Source organism: Achromobacter sp. 1014246743, assembly GCF_059760725.1.
Window position 1 is genome coordinate 65,747 of record NZ_JCBANA010000026.1, and the last position, 14,726, is coordinate 80,472.

A 14,726-nucleotide genomic window follows, 5' to 3' on the forward strand; every position below is an offset into this window, starting at 1 on the left:
GGCCGGCGTCTGAAGGAGACCGCGCATGAACGAATCCCGCACGCTGGATCAGTTGTTCCGCCAGGCGCGCAGCCACAACGGCTGGCTGCCCCGCGACATCGCCGACGCCGAGCTTCGCGCCCTGTACGAACTGGTGCGCCACGGCCCCACCAGCGCCAACACCAGTCCCATGCGGCTGGTGTTCGTCAAGACTGCCGAGGCCAAGGCCCGGTTGGTGCCGGCGCTGGCGCCCGCCAACGTGGCCAAGGTGCTGGGCGCGTCCGTCACGGCCATCGTTGCGTACGACAGCGCCTTTCACCAGTGGGGCGAAACGCTGTTTCCGCATCGGCCATCGCAGTACGACGCCTATGCGGCGGATGCGGCGCTGGCCGAGGAAACCGCGCTGCGCAACAGTTCGCTGCAAGGCGGCTACCTGATCCTGGCCGCGCGCGCCCTGGGCCTGGACTGCGGGCCGCTGTCCGGCTTCGACGCCCACGCCGTGAACCAGGCGTTCTTTGCCGACAGCACCTGGCGCGTGAATTTCCTGTGCAACCTGGGCAAGGGCGATCCCGACAAGCTCTTTGCACGCTTGCCGCGGCTGGACTTCGCCCAGGCCTGCCGGATTGCATGACCGACCCGGCAACGCCGGGCGCATACCTGGAAAACGAGGAGACATCATGACAACCCCCAACAATCCGGCCAGGCGGCGCTTCAGCCTGGGCGCGATGACCCTGCTGGCCGGCGCGCCGTTCGTGGCGCGGGCCGAAGACACCTGGCCCAACCGGCCCGTCACCATCGTGGTGCCGTTCTCGCCCGGCGGCAATACCGACCTGATCGCGCGCATGATGGCCGAGAAGCTGGGCCAGCGCATCGGCAAGCCCTTCATCGTGGACAACCGCGGTGGCGCGGGTGGCCTGATCGCGGCGGAATACGTGGCGCGGGCCAAGGCGGACGGCCAGACCCTGTTCATGTCGACCATGACGCAGATTGTCACGGCGCCCATGACCAACAAGATCCGCTACGACCCCATCCGCGATTTCGCGCCCATCATCAATGTGGGCGGCAACCCGTTCGTGCTGGCGGCCAGCGCCCGCCACGGCTTCAAGACGCTGGCCGACCTGGTGGACTACGGCCGCGCCAACCCCGGCGCCCTGAACGTGGGCCACGCCGGCACCGGCGGGCTGACGCATCTGTCGGCGCTGCTCTTCCTGACGCGTGCCGGCGTGCAGGCGACGATGGTGCCGTACCGCGGCGGCGCGCAAGCGCTGGCGGACGTTCTGGCCGGGCAGATCGACCTGTACAGCGCCAGCGTGTCAGAAGTGCTGCCGCATGCGGCCACCGGCAAGCTGTCGCTGCTGGCGGTGTCCAGCGCCAGGCGGCTGGCGCAATTGCCCGACCTGCCGGCCATTGCCGAAACCTACCCCGGGCATGTCGTGGAAACCTGGAACGGCCTGGTCGGCCCCACGGGGATGCCCGAAGCGGTGCTGGCCCGCCTGGCCGACGAGGGCCGCCGCATCGTCGCCGACCCCGCCTTTCGCACGCGGCTGGCAGAAGCCGGCATCACGCCCTATGGCGAACTGCGCGACGCCTTCGCCACCCGCATCAAGACGGAACAGGGGCTTTGGCAGCCGGTGATCGAAGCGGCCGGCATCGAGCCTCAGTAGCGCATCGCCGCCGCGCCGCCGCCCGGCGGCGCGGCCACCTCGCGCAGGCAGGCAATGAACGTCTGGCAGGCGGCGCCGGGCTCGCGGTTCAGGCGCAGCGAATAGCCCACGGTCCCGAACGCGCCGGTCTCGGGCAGGTTGAGAATGCGCAAAAGGCCGGCATCCGAGAATTGCCGGGCCGCGGCGCGCGGCATCAGCGCCACGTGCGGCGTGTGCAGCAACAGGCCGATATTGGTCAGGATCGACAACGATTCGACGATGTCCGTGGGCAACGGCAGGCCGGCCCCGCGAAACAGGTGCTCGGCCGCCAACCGCGCCGGCGAATCCGGCGTGGGCAGGATCCACGGCGACCCGATCAGCTCGGCCAGGTGGGTGACGCGGTCGGCCGCCGGACCATAGCCCTTGCCGACCACCACGCACAGGGCCTCGTCGAACAGCGCGTGGTGGCTGAGCGCATGGGCGTTGGCCAGCGGCAGCTCGGGTTCGGGCAGGCGGCCGACGACGATATCCACGTCGCCCGCGGCCAGCGCCGGAAACAGGTGTGCGGTGGCGCCTTCGCGCACGGTGACCAATACGCCGGGCGCACGCGCCTTCAACATCGCGATCGCGTTGGGCAGCAGGCGGGCCGATGCCGAGATCAGCGTGCCCACCGTGACGTGGCCGCTGGCGCCCAGGCGGAAATCATTCAGTTCGTCGGTCATGCCGCGCAATTCGGCCATCAGCAGCTTGACCCGGCGGCCCAGCAGCGCGCCCAGCGCGGTCGGCGCCACGCCACGGTTGGACCGTTCGAACAAGGGGCCGTCGAAACAGGCCTCGAGTTCCTGGATGACCTTGGTCACCGCCGGCTGCGACAGCCGCAATTCCTGGGCCGCGCCGATCACGGAGCCGGCTTCGAGCACCCGACCGAAGATCATCAGCTGGTTCAGCTTCAAACGGCGGATCAGCGACAGGTCATTCCAGGGAAGCGCTTCCGCTGCATGCATGGTGGATTCCTCTTGTCCAAAGGCCAGGTAAGGCATCCGGCCCGGCCGGATGCTGCCTGCCGCGATTCTGGTGCATTCGCCGCCCCGCGCCTATTCAGGAAGCCCCTGATGTATACAGCTTGAAATACGGCCGCTATAACCAAATCGCCCTTCACTATAAGCAGACAGTTCAGTAAACCTCTTTCCCCTCTCCGTATACTTTTATCAATAAATGTATACAACAAAAGTCCAACGTTGACCCGAGCGACAGGCCCGAACCGCCCAGCGGCCGGACCGGCTCACCGAGGAGGGGAAAGTCCAATGAAGAGGATTTCGGCACTGGCTGCCGTCGTGGCGCTATGCGCAGGTTCCGGGGTGCAGGCCCAGACCCGCGTGTGGCTGTCCGGCTACGTCGACATGAACATCAAGCACCTGCAATCGTCAGGCCCCGGCTCGACGACGCGCATGTCCAGCGGCGGCCTGAACAATTCGCGCTTCAACCTGAGCGGCGTGGAAGAGCTGGGTGACGGCAACAAGGCCGTGTTCACGATCGAACCCATGTTCTCGGCCAACAACGGCCAGCAGGCCGCGCAGTTTCGCCAGTCGTTCGTGGGGCTCAAGGGCGACTGGGGCGAATTGACGCTGGGCCGGCAGTTCACGCCGTCGTACTGGATCGCCGGCTATGCCGACCCAAGCTGGGCCGCCGAGTTCAGCATGGTCAACAACATGGAATTCTTCTATGCGTCGTACCGGGTGGACGGCGCGGTGCAGTACAAGACGCCGGCGTTCCATGGCCTCACGGGCCGCCTCATGATGACCAACGGCGAAGGCGGCAGCTCCAAGGCCGGGCGCTTCATCAGCACCGCCCTTGAATACCGCGAAGGCCCGCTGTTCCTGGGCGTGGCCAGCGAGCAGCAATACACCCGCGACATCTTCCGTTCGTCCGAGGTGCATTCCTCGCGCGACAACTATTTCTCGGCCGTCTATCGCATCGGTTCGGTCGAGCCCACGTTCATCTTCCATACCTACAACGGCTACTACGCCTATCCGCCCTACACCGCCTTCAACGCCAGCGGGTGGGACGTTCAGCTGGGCGCGCGCTGGAACATCGACGGCCGCAACCGCCTCTACGCCAGCGTGGTGCACCGCCACGACGACGACAACAAGAGCCTGTCCAGCGCCAATGGCTTCGTCCTGGGATTCATCCACGGCCTGTCCAAGCGCACCGACCTGTACGCCAGCGTGGCCCATGTGCAGCATCGCCGCGCCGCGCCCGTGCCGTATCCCGTGACCTTCCAGAACTATCCCAACGCCGGCCAGAACCCGACTGGCTACCAGGTCGGCATCCGCCACGCCTTCTGAATGCCCGCCGCCATTGCCGCATCCGGCGAGCGCCCCTGTACCCAAGGAGACTGCATGTCCATTCACCGCCCCCACTGGCCTGTCCGATTCGCGGGCCCGGCCTTCGCCTCGCTGTTGCTGGCCGGCGCCGCGCTGCCAGCCTGCGCCCAGACCGCGCCGGCCGCACCGAACAAACCTGCTGCGCCGGCCGCCACGCCCGGTACGCCCAATGTGCAGGACCCCTATCTGGCGCAATGGTTGCGCCTGACGCCCGAGCGCCGGCCCGTGCCGCAAAAGCCCGGCGTGGATTACGGCATGGACCCGGCGACCGGCCAGTTCATCTGGCCCAAGGCCACACCCGAAGTGCACACCGGGCAGAAATTCCCCGGCGAAATGACAAGCTGGGACAAGCAAAGCTACGCCAAGAACGTCAAGGTACTGGCCTTCTACCCCGGCGTGGGCTCGCCTTTCCATGCCTGGAACAACATCGCCGACTTCGAGGGCCGCCGCTACCTGTACGTGCACGACCGCGACTACCTGCGCATCCTGGACGTCACCGACCCCGCCCACGGCAAGATCGTCTATTCCAGGGGCGGCGTCTGGGGGCCGAAAGGGTCCAGCGAAAAGTACGATCCGAACACCGTGCAGGACTATCTGGGCGGCGCCACGATTGCCTGGAGCAAGAAGCTGGGCAAGCCGGTGCTGGTTGCCTCGTTCGAGATCGGCCGCTATGGCCTGATGAACGAAAAGCTGGAACAGCCCGACAAGGTCGCCGCGCAGCGCCAGTACAACTCGCTCAAGGGCTTCAAGGTGTTCGTCATGGACGGCCCCCTGCCCAGCCAGTGGCGCCTGATTGCCACCCGCACGACGGACTACCAGCGTCCGGACGCGCCGGTCGGCCAGCAGCGCGGGTCCGGCTCGCTGGATGCGCCGGAGTACTACGGCGGCAAATACATGATCCTGTCGGCCGCGCCGGACGACACCTACGGCCTGACCGAATACCCGAACTACCTGTATTCGCCCGGCTACCAGGTCTGGGACATGAGCGATCCGGCCGATCCCAAGTTCGTGTCGCAGATCGCCGTGCCGGGCCAGATCCTGGGCGACAAGGAACACGAAGAGGCCTACCTGATGAATCCGCGGGCGGGCAACCGCACGTCGTGGATGGGCTCGCGCAACCCCATTTTCCTGTCGCAGCCGCTGGAAAACGGCGGCAAGATCGGCTTTGGCGCAATGGGCGGACTGGGGGTGTACGCGTTCGACCTGTCGGACCCGGCCAAGCCCAGGATGCTCAGCGGCGTGAACACGGCGCCCAGCTTCGCCGGCACCGAATTCGACAATGCCGACGTCAGCCAGTACGCGCGCACCGGCTACGTGTTCGCCAACGGCTACCCGATGAACCGCGACTGCTATGAACCCTACAAAGACATCTTCGTCATCGACGCCCGCGACCCCTCGCACCTGAAGGTCGCGGCCAAGATGCCGCAACCCGAAGTGCCGGCGGGTGCGCCGTTCACCAGCTTCTGCCAGCGGGGCGGCAACTTCGGTCCGAAACGCGCCAATGCCATCGGCCAGCCGGGCCAGTGGCGCCAGGGCATCGTGCCCTACTCGTTCTACAACGCGGGGGTGCAGATCTTCAATGTGGAAGATCCCGCCAAGCCCACCATCGCCGGGTACTTCGTGCCCGCGCTGGCCGATGAATCCGAGCTGCCCGTCTACACGCTGGGCAAGGGCGTGTTCTCGATCTACACCGAGTACGACCGCAACATCATCTGGGCCTTCACCGAGAATGGCGCGTACGCCTTGTCCACGCCGTTGCTGGGCGAACCGAAGCTGGGAATGGCCGACAAGCCGTGGCCGGCGCGCTGAGCAAAGAGCCTGTGCCGGCCCCGCTCAATCCGCCGCCGCGGCGTCCAGCACCCAGGCAGGCTCCAGCCGGTTGCCGCCCAGCGCCTTGGCCCGGTACAAGGCCTGGTCGGCCCGCGCCAGCGCGTCGGCCAGCGGTGGCGCGTCGCGGTCGTAGCGCGCCAGCCCGATGCTGACGGTGGCGCGCAACCCCAGGCCGCCGGCGGGATCGGCAACCGTGGCGGCGAACTGGCGGGCCGCGGCCTCGCCCAAGGCCTGAGCCCGGCCAGCCGCCTCGCCAGCCAGCAAGGCCGCGAATTCCTCGCCGCCGATGCGGGCCAGGATGGCCTGGGGGCCCAGCACGTCCCGCACGATCTGCGCGAACGATTTGAGGACGTGGTCGCCGGTCTGGTGGCCATAGCGGTCGTTGATAGCCTTGAACTGGTCCAGGTCGAACGCCAGCATGGCCACCGGCCCGCGACCGGCCGCGGCATCGATGGCGCGCGCGCCCTGCTCGAAGAACCAGCGGCGGTTGCCCAAACGGGTCAGGTAGTCGGTCTGGGATTCCAGCACCAGGCGGCTCAGCGTTTCTTCGCGGATGAGCTTGATCAGCGTCATCGGCAGAATCACCGAATACAGCACCCCTTCATACATGGTGATGTTGCTGGCCAGCAGTTGCACCGACGGCCCGTGGGCCGCCACCCACCACGGCAGCACGACGGCGCGCACCAGATAGATCAGCGCATGGATGCCCGCCACGGCCACGGCGATGTGGCGGGTCTTGAAGGCTTTGAGCGAATCGCACCGCCATAGCTCCCAGGCCGTCAGGCCGCTGACCAAGGCGATGGGAAAGGCGCTGATGTACTTCCAGACCGGGTCCTGCCCGCCCGCACCGGCCACCAGCCAGATCAGGGCCATGACGATCAGCAAGGCGAACGCGCGCAGTCGATAGCGCCGCTCGCTCAGCGACGCCACGCTGTCCAGCACCAGCAGGTAACCGCACAGGATGACCAGGTTGCTGAGCGCCGGGCCCAGCGCGCCGGGCAGGTCGGCGCGAAACAATGCCGCAGTACAGCCGATCGCCAGCGTGGCGAAACCGGCGGCCAAGAGGCGCAGCGAATGGCTGCGTGTGGGATGGGTCCGATGCTCCCAGAACGTCAGGCCGGCGCTGGCCAGCAGCGTGCCGATGGTGATGAGGTACAGGGTGAGGAGATCGACGTACATCTCGAATAGGCAGGGTTTGCGCCGGCAGAGGGCGGCGGCAGTCGCGATTTTAGGGGGAAATCCTTCGTACGGATGTGACGAATCCGGGGAACCACGAAGGTGATACGCCCCTGTTTTTTGCAGGCCAACACGCAATTTCACCCCGCCCTGACGCAATTTGGGTTCAACTAGCGTCCCCAACGCTAGCGAGATCCCCGCCGCCATGGCCAACCGTTCGTATCTCTACAGCCTGAGCAACCGCCCCACGTCCTACGCCGACCGGCCCGAGACGATTTCGGGCCTGTCCGAATGGGCGTATGACGTGCCCTTCATCTACCGCCTGCTGATGTCCGGCGACCCGCAGCTGTGCGCGTCGCTGGTTTCCGACGGGCTGGATGACGACGAGCCCGATTCGCGCACCCGGCTCTACGCCATCAGCAGCCCGTTCGAACCCGGCTTCGAACGGGTCAAGCGCTTCGCGGAAATCCTGCGGGTGGCGGTGGCCTTGTTGCCGCCGGCCGCCTCGGCAGCACCCGCCGCGCCGCCCCCACCCGCCTCGTTCTTCGCGCGGCTGAAGCGGCTGTTTTCACCGGCCGCCAAAGCCGCCTCGTCGATCCCGGTGCAGGCCGCGACGACGTCGTATGCGCCGCCGTCCAACCTGCTGGTCGCGCTGAACGAGACCATCGCCTTCCTGGAGGCCCACCGCGACCGCTACCTGCTGCTGGAAACCATCGAGCTGGACATCATGAGCGAATCCGGCGAAGCCGCGCTGAAGGCCAGCGTGGAACAGGAACTGGCGCGCTGCCAGCATGCCGGCGCGGCGCTGGACGCGTTGCCTGCGGATATCACCGAGGCGGCCCGCCTGTTGAAATCGGCCACGGTGCAGCAGGAAGCCGAACCGCTGGACGTGCTGTTCGGGCTGCGGCTGGACAACGAATTCGACAGCACCCGCACCGGCGCCACGGAGTATCCGCTGGGCCTGGAGTGGTCGGACGTGCTGTATTTCGAGCTGTTCAACCGCAGCGAATTCGAAGCGCGCCAGCGCTAGCGCAGCGACCGGCGGCGGCGAGCGGCAGCGCGAGCCGCGGGCCCCGGGTCGCTACCCCCGCCGCGCCGCCTCGATCTTGGCGACGTCGATCTTGCCCATCTGCATCATGGCCTCGAACGCGCGCTTGGCCACGCCCGGATCGGGATCGGTGATCGCGTCGGTCAGCACGCGCGGCGTGATCTGCCACGACAGGCCCCATTTGTCCTGGCACCAGCCACAGACGTTTTCCTTGCCGCCGTTGCCGACAATGGCATTCCAGAGGCGGTCGGTTTCTTCCTGGTCGTCGGTGGCCACCTGGAACGAGAAGGCCTCGTTGTGCTTGATGCCCGGGCCGCCATTCAGCCCCAGGCAAGGAATGCCCATGACCGTGAATTCCACCGTCAGCACGTCGCCCTGCTTGCCGGAGGGGAAATCGCCGGGCGCATGCATGATCCGGCCCACGGCGCTATCGGGAAACGTCCTGGCGTAGAACTGGGCGGCTTCCAGGGCGCCGCCGTCAAACCAGAGGCAAATCGTGTTTTTGCTGACCATTCTGGTGCTCCTGTCGATGACACGCCGGCGGACCGGCTGCGCGCAATGGCGGGCGCGGACCGCATGACGGATGCTGCGGGGTCGAGGATACTGCGCGCCCCCGACAGGCAGGCGTTACCAAGCGTAGTGACAAATTCATCCCTCATCTACAATCCGGGGTCACATTGGCTGCCTCTGGCGGCCGGTCCGTAGCCCCAGGTAGCATGACGCGCGCGAAGAAACCCGCTCCCAGAAAGAGAAGCTCTCCCTCCCGAACGAATTCCCGGTCCGCCGGCCGCATTCCTCGTTTTTTACGGGCGCTGGTCGTGACCTCGCTGGCCAGCTTCGGCGCCGCCACCTACATGCTGAATCCGCAATGGCGGATGCCGGCATCGGCCAGCGACCTGCTGTCGCGACTGGGCTGGCCGTCGCAGGAGCGCACGGCGCCGGTGGCGCTGCCCACGCCCAATTCGGCGCTGGTGCAGACCACCTTCACCGACTGCCCGCAGTTCTTTCCACATGCCCGACCGCCCGCGGTACCCGCCAGCCAGCGGCTGCGCGAGGTGTGTTTTTCGTCGTTTGCGATCCTGCACAACGGCCAGACCAAGACGCCCGTTTTCGTGGCCGAACGGCTGAACCGGCAGAACCTGGCGCAGGCCAAGGGGCTGCACCGCACCGACAAGTTCTATGCCGACGCACGGCTGCCACGCGCCGAGCGCGCCGAGCTGGACGACTACCGGGGGTCCGGCTATTCGCGCGGCCACATGGCGCCGGCCGGCGACATGGCCACGCCCGAGGCCATGGCGCAGAGCTTCTCGCTGGCGAACATGGTGCCGCAGGACCAGACCCACAACGCCGGCCCCTGGAGCCGCATCGAACAGGACACGCGCCAGTACGTGATGCGGGCGGCGGGCGACGTGTACGTGTTCACCGGCCCGGTCTATGCCGACCGGCCCAAGACCATCGGGTCTGGGGTGGCGGTGCCCACCTATATCTACAAAGTGGTGTACGACGCCACCAGCGGGCGTTCGTGGGTGCATTGGCAGGCCAACAGCGCCAGCACCAAGGCCGGCCCGCCGATCAGCTACGAAGAATTCGTCAAACGCACCGGGATGCGGCTGCTGCCTTGAAAAATCAGAATCTTCCAATGGTGGTGTGAGGTACCCACCCCGTAACCTCAGAGGTTTTGCGCGAAGCTGCGCCCGATGGCACACCCGCACTGCGGCCGTCGGCACGGGCAGATTCCGCGCTGGAGCGTTACGTCTTGGACATGAAGATTCCGCTGGCCCGTTTTTTTTCCGAAGGTGACGAAAAACGCTTCTTCGACGCCTTGGCGACCATCCCGGCCATCACGAGCCATACCGGACATGGCCACGATTTCACCCTGAAGATCGACCGCCGCCGGCTCAGTTCTGCCATGGTGCGTGAACTGGTCGCGCTATTGGTGCGCTACGGTGCAGACCTGTCTTCCCTGTGCACCTTGGCCCGCGAAGAGAAATTCTGGTGGTTGAACGAGCCGGGCAATTACTGGCACAAGCCCCTGCTGCCCCCGGCCGCCCAAGCTGCCCGCCCCTACGAGTACGCGCCCTACATATTCGACGACCTGAGCTGAGGTCGGGCGCTATCCTGCGCCGGATGACAACGTCCGGTTGTAAAGCACCGGCATCCTGCCCTGCCAACGGGCCCAGGTGGCGCCACCCAGCGCCAGCTCGGCCATGAAGTGCGCGACGTTGATGCGGCTGGTGACGCCGGCATCGAAGATGGCGCTGCGCAGGGGCGACGGGTGCGCCTCGTAGGCGGTGACCTCGTCCTGATCGACGAGGCTGTCCGGACGTACCACGACCCACTGGATGGCGCGGTCATGCTGGCCGATGGTGGTGCGCAGGTAATCCGCGGCCTGTTCATTGTCTGCATGCGGCGGCACCAATGCACGTACCACGCCCACCACGCAGCGCTGCGCCCATGACACGGGTTCGGCCATATCCCGGTTGCGGTGGCCTGCCGTATTCATCAATACGAAACGGACCGGATCGGCGCCCGGGCGGGACTTGACCGCCTGGCACAAGCGGCGCACCGCGTCCGCCACCAGGCGTCGCGGCGGACCATAAACACCCTTTAGGCTCAAGGTATGGCCCAGGCATGACGCGATGGCCGTGCAGCCATCGACATGGCGGGCAAGATCGGCATCGGAAACCTCGGACACGTTGCACGGGATCAACGACAGGCCTGCGGCCCCCGAAAGCCCCTGCAACCCCTGCGGCGTGCGCACGACCGCACGCACCGATTCGCCTCGATCCAGCAATTGCCTGACCAACAGCCGCCCCGTCGCCCCGCTGGCGCCGATAACCAACGTCGTCATTTTGGATCCCTGCTTGTTTATTATTCGAAAACATATGGCAACACCGATTATTCAAGTCGGCGATATCATTTGCGCCGCTTGAATGCCTAAAAGGATAACCATGAAAAACGTCACCCGGACGGGTAGCCTGACCGCAGCGTTGCTGCTTGCCTTGTTGACAGGTGGCGCCATGGCGCAATCGGCGGCCCCTGCCCCGGCTGCGGCGCAAACCGGCAAGGCAGACTCGGGCAAGGCAAATACCGCGCAACCCGGCGCGGACAAGCCGGCGGCCGGCAAGGCCGGTGAAAGCAAGACCGACGCCACGCCCACCCCCGATGCCGTCAACCGCCCCATGACCGAACGCGAATACTACGCCCGGATGGAAGCGGCCTTCTACAAACAGGACATCAATGGCGACGGCTATCTCACCCGCGGTCCGCTCTTGAAGGAAGCGACCGCCGAACAGGTGGCCGAGATGGATACCGATGGCGATGGCCGCATCAGCAAGGCTGAATTCCTGGACTATGCGCTGAAGAATTTCCGCGGCCGGCCCAAATATGAAATGAATCGCGCGCCCAAGCCCTGATGCGCGGTTCGGAATAATGCCCCCGCGCCGGGCCGCCCCGTGATTTTCTTGTTAACGAATAGATACATAAGACAGAAAACCGCACATCGTGCCTTCAGACGCGTGCTAATTTACGGCCCGGCAATGCGTCCCCCTTGATCGGGCCCTGCCAACCTGGCAACGCGCTACCCACTTTTCCAAGACACCCACTATGCACATGCACTCCGATCGCGTCCCGGCTTTTGCACCCGCTAAAAAGCGGCTGTCCGGTCTCTACGCTCTTGCCCTCGGCCTGGCCCTGGCAGCCGCATCGCCGGTCATGGCTGCGCCCGGTGATGGCGCGCACGGCGCCGCGCCGACGCTGGCGCCGGGCCAACTGCCCCCTCGCCCGCAAGCCCAACCGCAAGTGCAGCCGCAAGTGCAGCCGCAAGTGCAGCCCCAGGTGCAGCCCTCGGCCACGCCCCAGGCCGTCCAAGGCCAGGCCCCGGGCCAGCCGCTGGCACGCGTCCAGAAAACCGAAATCCTGGACCAGGCCGCCTACGAGCGCCTGCGCAACAACAGCGGCGTCACCCTGCAATGGCTCTGGAGCGACAAGCGCGGCCACCTGACGGCTCGCGATGACCGCGATGTGGTGAGCCTGGAAGGCGGCCAGATCAACGGCGACCGCTCGGTGGAAATCCGCGGTGAAGTGGTGTCGATCTCGGCCGACCGCTTCATCTTCCGCGGCACCATCCTGATCCTGAACGCACCCGATCCCGGCCGCCGTTGCGAACGCACCGGGGACTATGAATTCCGCGCCACCGGCAAGCGCAAGTACTGGCGCCTGCAGCAGATGGAAGCGTGCGGCGGCCTGACCGACTACGTCGATATCTACTATTGATCGGATGCCAGCTGGCGGGGCGGCATGCCCCGCCTTGGCATCACAGATGCCGGTGGCTGCAGCCCATCGGCTGGCCGACCAGGCCGCTCAACACGGCGGCCAGCCCTTCGGCGCTGTCGGGATCCAGGCCCCGGGCGCGAATCAGCCGAAACCCCATTGCAAAACTGTAGTGCCAATCCAGGTCCAGGATGCGGTAGTCGCGTCCATCCCGGGGATTGCGCCACTGCACCGCGGGGTCTTCATAGGCCGCGCCGATGAAGTCGATATGCGAACCGAACGGCGGCATGTCCTCCAGCGGTTCGTCCGAGCCGGGCACGCTGGGCGCTTCCAGGTTCTCGCCCACCGCGACGCGGGGGTTCGGCTCGTCGTAGGCCAGCAGCATCAGCTCCAGCGATTGCGGATCGGCGTCGTATTGCTCGCGCAGCAGCGGGCACAGCGCATGCCGCGCCGCCGGGCCCAGGCAATAGCGTGGACTATGCCAGTCGCTGCATTCATCGTCGACCAGCTCGCGGTCGGCTTCGATGCCATGAGCCGCCAACAGGGCGTGCGTCTCTTCCAGGGTGTCGTCATGGCGCACGGGCACGCTGACCGGCAGATAGCCCGCCTGCCGGTACAGGTCAATGACGTCACCCGCGGTGCGCATGCCGTCCCGGTACTGGTATGGCTGCTGCAGGCCGCGCGCCAGCAGCAAGCTGAAATCGACCAGGGCCGCTCGCGGAATGCCAGCGCCGCGCGGCTCCAGCACATAGTTGCCCTGGCGTAGCCGGGCCTCCAGCGCCTGCCAGTCGGGCGGCGGCAGGTGCGGCTGGAGCGGGAAGAAGAACTGATGATGCTCGGACATGTTGGCGGTGGGCGCAGACAGACCTGCGCGAAAAAAGCCATACCGTATCACAGCGAAAAAATAAGAATCTTCCAATGTTCGTGCAACGCTGCGCCACGTATTCTGCCCCCCTTGGCCTTGTCCGCAGTCGCGTCGCGCAATCCCCGATTCCCCTCATGCCCCGCATCACCCCCCTGAACGTCATTGTCGCCCGGGACCCCTCGTCCTTCGACACTCCCCCCGAATTCGACTACCGCACCCTGGCCAGGCAGGCCCTTGCGCAAGACATCGCCGCCCTGCAACGCCAGTCCTTGACGGGTACCCCGCCGGCCAAACTCTACGAACACGGATGGGGCGCCGCCCTGCTCTGCGCCCTGGCAGGAGGGGTGCTGCTGGTTGCCGGCCTGCAGGCGGGCCTGGAATTGAAGCGTTGGCTCATCGGCGCCATTGGCATCGTCAGCGGCTTGCAACTGACCAGGGCGGCCCTGCGGGCGTTCTGGCTGCAGCGTCAACCCTATGCCGTGCTGTCGCACAAGGGCGTCTGGTTGCCGGACCTGAATACCTTGGTTCCCTGGGACCAGATCACCGGCGTCAGCACGGAAGAACAACTGAACCTGTCGGCAGGCGCCAGCACCATCGTCAGCAAGCGGATCATCCTGACGATGGCTGCCGGCTATCAGCCGCCACGGTCCGCAAGCAAGGGATCGCGCACCCGCTATGCGGCCAAATCCCGGGAATACGTCCTGCCATGCCCCACCCGCGAGATGACGCCCGAGACGGCCTTCGCGGCCCTGTCGCGCTACTGGCAGGCGAATGCGGCGCTGGCCCGCGCCACCGCCAGCGCCGGCCCCAAGCGGCGCGCCGATTAGCGGTATCCTGTTGCCACCTCGGCACCTACGGCAACCCTGAATGAACCCCACCCTGATCAAATGGATTACCGGCGTTGTATTCGGCCTGCTGGTTGGCCGGGCGGCATTTGGTGTCGCCAATCCCATCCTGATCGTGCTGTTCGGCCTGAACCACCCGGCGGGACAGCCCTATGTGGCCGATGACCCCGCCGTGCTGGACCGCATGCTGATCACCGGAACGATCATCAGCGCGGTGATCACGGTTGTGGTGGCGGCCGCCTTGCTTCGTATTGCCGACAACCGCCGCCGTGCCGGCTGGGGCTGCGTGCTGCTCGGCCTGACGCTGCTGCTGACGCTGCTCGCCAGTGTGCTGACGATGGACCCCGGCGTACAAGATGCCGCCACGGCGGGCGCGCAGGCTGCCAACGACACCAAGACCGCGCTGTTCTTCTGGGTGCTGATCTTCGGGCTGCCCTACCTGGGTGGCGGCTTGCTCCTGACCATCGGCGGTTTGGTGCCTGTCTCTTTTACACAACTCCCAGCCCACGAGACCTGTTGGTCCATCTCGTATGCCGTCTTCTTCTTTAAAAAAAAAAAAAACGACAACAACCAATACAACCCGTACATGCACTTTATAAGTGCCTTCTGCCCCGGAGTGATCCTCATGCATACTAACGTCAGCTGCGTCGGCGCACTTCTAAGGCTCGAGCACTATTCTCGCCA

16 protein-coding genes are annotated in these 14,726 nt (G+C 66.1%); 11 read left to right on the forward strand and 5 right to left on the reverse strand.

Annotated features, from left to right (window positions below):
• The first annotated feature begins 25 nt into the window (after positions 1–25).
• Both AC6LJ2_RS13190 and AC6LJ2_RS13195 read left to right on the forward strand, forming a co-directional pair.
• Positions 26–610, forward strand: a complete 585-nt coding sequence (locus AC6LJ2_RS13190; protein WP_445656743.1) for a malonic semialdehyde reductase — start codon at positions 26–28, stop codon at positions 608–610.
• A 46-nt stretch (positions 611–656) separates the two neighbouring features.
• On the forward strand, positions 657–1,643 hold the full coding sequence (locus tag AC6LJ2_RS13195) for a Bug family tripartite tricarboxylate transporter substrate binding protein (protein WP_498151528.1): 987 nt from the start codon (positions 657–659) through the stop codon (positions 1,641–1,643).
• Here the strand turns inward: AC6LJ2_RS13195 and AC6LJ2_RS13200 are convergent.
• Positions 1,637–2,626 carry a LysR substrate-binding domain-containing protein gene (locus AC6LJ2_RS13200; RefSeq protein ID WP_263914104.1) on the reverse strand — a complete coding sequence of 330 codons (990 nt, stop codon included), beginning with the start codon at positions 2,624–2,626 and terminating at the stop codon, positions 1,637–1,639. The two genes, AC6LJ2_RS13195 and AC6LJ2_RS13200, sit on opposite strands and share 7 nt — an antisense overlap.
• 300 nt (positions 2,627–2,926) lie before the next feature.
• Here AC6LJ2_RS13200 and AC6LJ2_RS13205 point away from each other — a divergent pair, with 300 nt between their 5' ends.
• Together AC6LJ2_RS13205 and AC6LJ2_RS13210 are read left to right on the forward strand one after the other, a co-directional pair.
• Positions 2,927–3,967 carry a porin gene (locus AC6LJ2_RS13205; protein ID WP_263914105.1) on the forward strand — a complete coding sequence of 347 codons (1,041 nt, stop codon included), beginning with the start codon at positions 2,927–2,929 and terminating at the stop codon, positions 3,965–3,967.
• A gap of 54 nt (positions 3,968–4,021) precedes the next feature.
• Positions 4,022–5,815 (forward strand): LVIVD repeat-containing protein, encoded by a 1,794-nt coding sequence (locus tag AC6LJ2_RS13210; protein ID WP_498151529.1) that lies wholly within the window; start codon positions 4,022–4,024, stop codon positions 5,813–5,815.
• 24 nt (positions 5,816–5,839) lie between these two features.
• On the opposite strand, the gene AC6LJ2_RS13215 is transcribed toward AC6LJ2_RS13210, so the two are convergent.
• Positions 5,840–7,015: a GGDEF domain-containing protein gene (locus tag AC6LJ2_RS13215; protein ID WP_498151530.1), complete on the reverse strand. Its 1,176-nt coding sequence runs from the start codon at positions 7,013–7,015 to the stop codon at positions 5,840–5,842.
• Positions 7,016–7,217: 202 nt separating this feature from the next.
• Here AC6LJ2_RS13215 and AC6LJ2_RS13220 point away from each other — a divergent pair, with 202 nt between their 5' ends.
• Positions 7,218–8,042 carry a DUF7822 domain-containing protein gene (locus AC6LJ2_RS13220; protein WP_498151531.1) on the forward strand — a complete coding sequence of 275 codons (825 nt, stop codon included), beginning with the start codon at positions 7,218–7,220 and terminating at the stop codon, positions 8,040–8,042.
• A 51-nt stretch (positions 8,043–8,093) separates the two neighbouring features.
• Here the strand turns inward: AC6LJ2_RS13220 and AC6LJ2_RS13225 are convergent, their stop codons facing one another.
• A complete protein-coding gene (locus AC6LJ2_RS13225; RefSeq protein WP_498151532.1) occupies positions 8,094–8,573 on the reverse strand; it encodes a VOC family protein in 480 nt (159 codons plus the stop codon).
• Between the two features lie 203 nt (positions 8,574–8,776).
• Between AC6LJ2_RS13225 and AC6LJ2_RS13230 the strand changes: the two genes are divergently transcribed.
• Positions 8,777–9,682 (forward strand): DNA/RNA non-specific endonuclease, encoded by a 906-nt coding sequence (locus AC6LJ2_RS13230; RefSeq protein WP_263914110.1) that lies wholly within the window; start codon positions 8,777–8,779, stop codon positions 9,680–9,682.
• Between the two features lie 140 nt (positions 9,683–9,822).
• A complete protein-coding gene (locus tag AC6LJ2_RS13235) occupies positions 9,823–10,164 on the forward strand; it encodes a hypothetical protein (RefSeq protein ID WP_498151533.1) in 342 nt (113 codons plus the stop codon).
• A 9-nt stretch (positions 10,165–10,173) separates the two neighbouring features.
• On the opposite strand, the gene AC6LJ2_RS13240 is transcribed toward AC6LJ2_RS13235, so the two are convergent.
• On the reverse strand, positions 10,174–10,911 hold the full coding sequence (locus tag AC6LJ2_RS13240; protein ID WP_498151534.1) for an NAD(P)-dependent oxidoreductase: 738 nt from the start codon (positions 10,909–10,911) through the stop codon (positions 10,174–10,176).
• Positions 10,912–11,011: 100 nt separating this feature from the next.
• Here AC6LJ2_RS13240 and AC6LJ2_RS13245 point away from each other — a divergent pair, with 100 nt between their 5' ends.
• Positions 11,012–11,476: an EF-hand domain-containing protein gene (locus AC6LJ2_RS13245; protein WP_498151535.1), complete on the forward strand. Its 465-nt coding sequence runs from the start codon at positions 11,012–11,014 to the stop codon at positions 11,474–11,476.
• A gap of 298 nt (positions 11,477–11,774) precedes the next feature.
• A complete protein-coding gene (locus AC6LJ2_RS13250; RefSeq protein ID WP_498151536.1) occupies positions 11,775–12,335 on the forward strand; it encodes a hypothetical protein in 561 nt (186 codons plus the stop codon).
• 40 nt (positions 12,336–12,375) lie between these two features.
• On the opposite strand, the gene AC6LJ2_RS13255 is transcribed toward AC6LJ2_RS13250, so the two are convergent.
• On the reverse strand, positions 12,376–13,176 hold the full coding sequence (locus tag AC6LJ2_RS13255) for a hypothetical protein (protein ID WP_498151537.1): 801 nt from the start codon (positions 13,174–13,176) through the stop codon (positions 12,376–12,378).
• A gap of 155 nt (positions 13,177–13,331) precedes the next feature.
• Here AC6LJ2_RS13255 and AC6LJ2_RS13260 point away from each other — a divergent pair, with 155 nt between their 5' ends.
• Positions 13,332–14,024, forward strand: coding sequence for a hypothetical protein (locus AC6LJ2_RS13260; protein ID WP_498151538.1), 693 nt, complete (start codon positions 13,332–13,334; stop codon positions 14,022–14,024).
• Positions 14,025–14,064: 40 nt separating this feature from the next.
• Positions 14,065–14,726, forward strand: a 662-nt coding sequence (locus AC6LJ2_RS13265; protein ID WP_498151539.1) for a hypothetical protein, incomplete at its 3' end; no start/stop codon positions are given.

Bases quoted from the DNA above. Each gene is read 5' to 3' on its own strand.
- AC6LJ2_RS13190 (WP_445656743.1), top strand. From the start codon at position 26: ATGAACGAATCCCGCACGCTGGATCAGTTGTTCCGCCAGGCGCGCAGC.
- AC6LJ2_RS13195 (WP_498151528.1), top strand. From the start codon at position 657: ATGACAACCCCCAACAATCCGGCCAGGCGGCGCTTCAGCCTGGGCGCG.
- AC6LJ2_RS13200 (WP_263914104.1), bottom strand. From the start codon at position 2,626: ATGCATGCAGCGGAAGCGCTTCCCTGGAATGACCTGTCGCTGATCCGC.
- AC6LJ2_RS13205 (WP_263914105.1), top strand. From the start codon at position 2,927: ATGAAGAGGATTTCGGCACTGGCTGCCGTCGTGGCGCTATGCGCAGGT.
- AC6LJ2_RS13210 (WP_498151529.1), top strand. From the start codon at position 4,022: ATGTCCATTCACCGCCCCCACTGGCCTGTCCGATTCGCGGGCCCGGCC.
- AC6LJ2_RS13215 (WP_498151530.1), bottom strand. From the start codon at position 7,015: ATGTACGTCGATCTCCTCACCCTGTACCTCATCACCATCGGCACGCTG.
- AC6LJ2_RS13220 (WP_498151531.1), top strand. From the start codon at position 7,218: ATGGCCAACCGTTCGTATCTCTACAGCCTGAGCAACCGCCCCACGTCC.
- AC6LJ2_RS13225 (WP_498151532.1), bottom strand. From the start codon at position 8,573: ATGGTCAGCAAAAACACGATTTGCCTCTGGTTTGACGGCGGCGCCCTG.
- AC6LJ2_RS13230 (WP_263914110.1), top strand. From the start codon at position 8,777: ATGACGCGCGCGAAGAAACCCGCTCCCAGAAAGAGAAGCTCTCCCTCC.
- AC6LJ2_RS13235 (WP_498151533.1), top strand. From the start codon at position 9,823: ATGAAGATTCCGCTGGCCCGTTTTTTTTCCGAAGGTGACGAAAAACGC.
- AC6LJ2_RS13240 (WP_498151534.1), bottom strand. From the start codon at position 10,911: ATGACGACGTTGGTTATCGGCGCCAGCGGGGCGACGGGGCGGCTGTTG.
- AC6LJ2_RS13245 (WP_498151535.1), top strand. From the start codon at position 11,012: ATGAAAAACGTCACCCGGACGGGTAGCCTGACCGCAGCGTTGCTGCTT.
- AC6LJ2_RS13250 (WP_498151536.1), top strand. From the start codon at position 11,775: ATGGCTGCGCCCGGTGATGGCGCGCACGGCGCCGCGCCGACGCTGGCG.
- AC6LJ2_RS13255 (WP_498151537.1), bottom strand. From the start codon at position 13,176: ATGTCCGAGCATCATCAGTTCTTCTTCCCGCTCCAGCCGCACCTGCCG.
- AC6LJ2_RS13260 (WP_498151538.1), top strand. From the start codon at position 13,332: ATGCCCCGCATCACCCCCCTGAACGTCATTGTCGCCCGGGACCCCTCG.